The sequence below is a fragment of the Pelomonas sp. KK5 genome, assembly GCF_001984095.1.
Classification (GTDB): domain Bacteria; phylum Pseudomonadota; class Gammaproteobacteria; order Burkholderiales; family Burkholderiaceae_C; genus KK5.
The window spans coordinates 1-2608 of the sequence record NZ_LYVQ01000412.1; the positions used below are offsets into that span (position 1 = coordinate 1).

Below are 2608 nucleotides of genomic sequence, written 5' to 3' on the forward strand. Positions count from 1 at the left end.
GCGCGACCTTGCCAAGGTCGAGGTCACGAGTTCGAGCCTCGTTACCCGCTCCAAACTTCAAAAGGGAAGCCTCGCGGCTTCCCTTTTTCTTTGCTTGCCGCCGCGCCGCATAATGCGCCCGGCGCCCGGGTGGTGAAATTGGTAGACACAGCAGACTTAAAATCTGCCGGCCTCGCGGTCGTACCGGTTCGATTCCGGTCCCGGGCACCATCGATGCGATGAATGACTCCGCTTGCTGGAGTCATTTTTTTTTGATGGCAAATGAGTTGCGTACCTCATTTCTCATCTCTACACTGCGGCCTCATGAATGAGGAGACAAGTATCAGCAGCCGACGTGCGCAACTCAGCGACGTCGCCGAAGCCGCGGGCGTCAGCCTGGCGACGGTGGATCGGGTGCTGAACGGCCGCGCCGGCGTGCGCGCCAGCACGGTGGCGCAGGTGCATGCGGCCGTGCAGAAGCTCGGCTACCGTGCCGATCCCGCGGCTTCGCGCCTGGCGCGCGGCAAATCTCGCTCGGTGGCGGTGGTGCTGCCGGCCGGTACGAACAGCTTCGTCGCGATGCTGGTGGAGCAGGTGTCCCAGCTCGGCGCCTGGTTGCACGAACTACGTCTGACCGCACGCATCGACTGGGTGGACGTGTTCTCGCCCGATGTCCTGGCCCGCCACCTCGCCTCGCTGCGCGGCCAGCACGAGGCGGTCATCGTGATGGGCCTGGACCATCCCCGCGTGCGCGCCGCCATCGACGATCTCTGCGATGCGGGCATGACCGTCGTCACGCTGGTCTCCGACGTGCCGGCCTCGCGCCGCGCCCACTACGTCGGCATCGACAACGTCGCCGCCGGACGCACCGCTGCCACGCTGCTGGGCCGCTTCGTCGGCCGCAATGCCGCTGCCGGCCGTATCGGCGTTTTGATGGGCAGCCATGGGCTGCGCGACCATGCCGAGCGCCTGTTCGGCTTCCAGCAGGTGATGGCCGGCGAACATGCGCATCTCACCGTGCTGCCCGCGCTCCAAGGGCATGACGACCCCGTCCGCACCGAGCAACTGATCCGGGAACTGCTGCAGCAGGAGCCGCAACTGGCCGGCATCTACAGCATCGGCGCCGGCAATCGCGGCATCGCCGCAGCGCTGGAGGCCAGTGGCCGCGCACAGCAGATCGTCTGGATCTGCCATGAGCTGACCCCGCATGCGCGCCGTGCGCTGCTCGACGGCGTCGCCGATGCGGTGATCTACCAGGACGCCGGCCATGAGATGCGTTCGGCCTTCCGGCTGGCGCAGGCGCGGCTGAACCGCGAGACGCTGCTTGCGGACCAGGAACGCATCCGCATCGGCGTGTATGTGAAGGAGAACCTGCCTTGACGATGATGACGACGAACAGCACGATCGGGATCGACATCGGCACCTCCAGCGTCAAGGTGGCGCTGGTCGATGCCGACGACCGGGTGCTCGCCCAGGCCAGCCGGGCGCTGCAGGTCAGCCGGCCGCAGCGGGGCTTCAGCGAGCAGGCGCCGGAAGACTGGTGGAAGGCCGTCTGCGAATGCATGGACGAGCTGCGCGAGCGCCATGGCGCGCAGCTCGCCGAGGCCGTGGCCATCGGCCTCTCCGGCCAGATGCACGGCGCGACGCTGCTGGACGAAGAGGGTCAGGTCTTGCGCCCCTGCATCCTGTGGAACGACGGTCGCAGCGCCCCGCAGTGCGAGCAGCTGACGAGGTCCTGGCCGCGCCTGCAGCAGGTCACCGGCAACCTGGCCATGCCCGGCTTCACCGCGCCCAAGCTGATGTGGGTGCGCGAGCATGAGCCCCAGCTCTTCGCCCGCACGGACAAGGTGCTGCTGCCCAAGGCCTATGTGCGCTGGCGCCTGAGCGGCGAGTTCATCGAGGACATGTCCGATGCGTCCGGCACGCTGTGGCTGGACGTCGGCAAGCGTGACTGGTCCGACGAGGCGCTGGCCGCTACCGGCATGAACCGCCGCCAGATGCCCGGCCTGGTCGAGGGCAATGCGGTGGCGGGCCGTCTCAGCGAGGGCCTGGCCTGGCGCTGGGGCTTCAAGACGCCGCCGCTGATCGCCGGTGGCGGGGGCGACAACGCGGCCGGCGCCGTCGGCCTGGGCGCCACGCGGCCCGGCGATGCCTTCGTCTCGCTGGGCACCTCGGGCGTGCTGTGGGCCACGACGGCCGCGTTCGCCCCGGCGCCGCAACTGGCCGTCCATGCCTTCTGCCATGCGCTGCCCGATACCTGGCACCAGATGGGCGTGACCCTTTCGGCGGCGGCCAGCCTGGCCTGGTGGGCCGGCATCTGCGGCCGGCCCGAGGCGAGCCTGCTGGCCGAGATCGACGAAGACACGACCGTCGCCCCCTTCTTCGGCCCCTACCTGAACGGCGAGCGCACGCCGCATAACGACGCGAATGTACGGGGCGGCTTCGCCGGCCTGGCCGGCGACACGAGCCGCGCCGGCATGACGCTGGCCATCCTCGAAGGCGTGGCCTACACGATGCGGGACGCGCAACAGGCGCTGGCCGCGGCCGGCACCACGCTCACCGAGGCCGACATCATCGGCGGCGGCGCCCGCTCGCCGCTGTGGTGCCAGCTGATGGCCGACGTGCTGGG

The 2608-nt window shown here is 69.2% G+C and carries 2 protein-coding genes and 1 tRNA gene; all 3 read left to right on the forward strand.

All coding sequences use genetic code 11. The features are described from left to right. The first annotated feature begins 123 nt into the window (after positions 1 to 123). Positions 124 to 210: transfer RNA gene (locus B0W88_RS31105), tRNA-Leu, on the forward strand. Positions 211 to 303: 93 nt separating this feature from the next. Then, positions 304 to 1359, forward strand: a complete 1056-nt coding sequence (locus B0W88_RS31110; protein WP_077038338.1) for a LacI family DNA-binding transcriptional regulator — start codon at positions 304 to 306, stop codon at positions 1357 to 1359. A gap of 2 nt (positions 1360 to 1361) precedes the next feature. Beyond that, the coding region (xylB, locus tag B0W88_RS31115; RefSeq protein WP_077038339.1) for a xylulokinase at positions 1362 to 2608 on the forward strand (1247 nt) is incomplete at its 3' end.

Bases quoted from the DNA above. Each gene is read 5' to 3' on its own strand.
- B0W88_RS31110 (WP_077038338.1), top strand. From the start codon at position 304: ATGAATGAGGAGACAAGTATCAGCAGCCGACGTGCGCAACTCAGCGAC.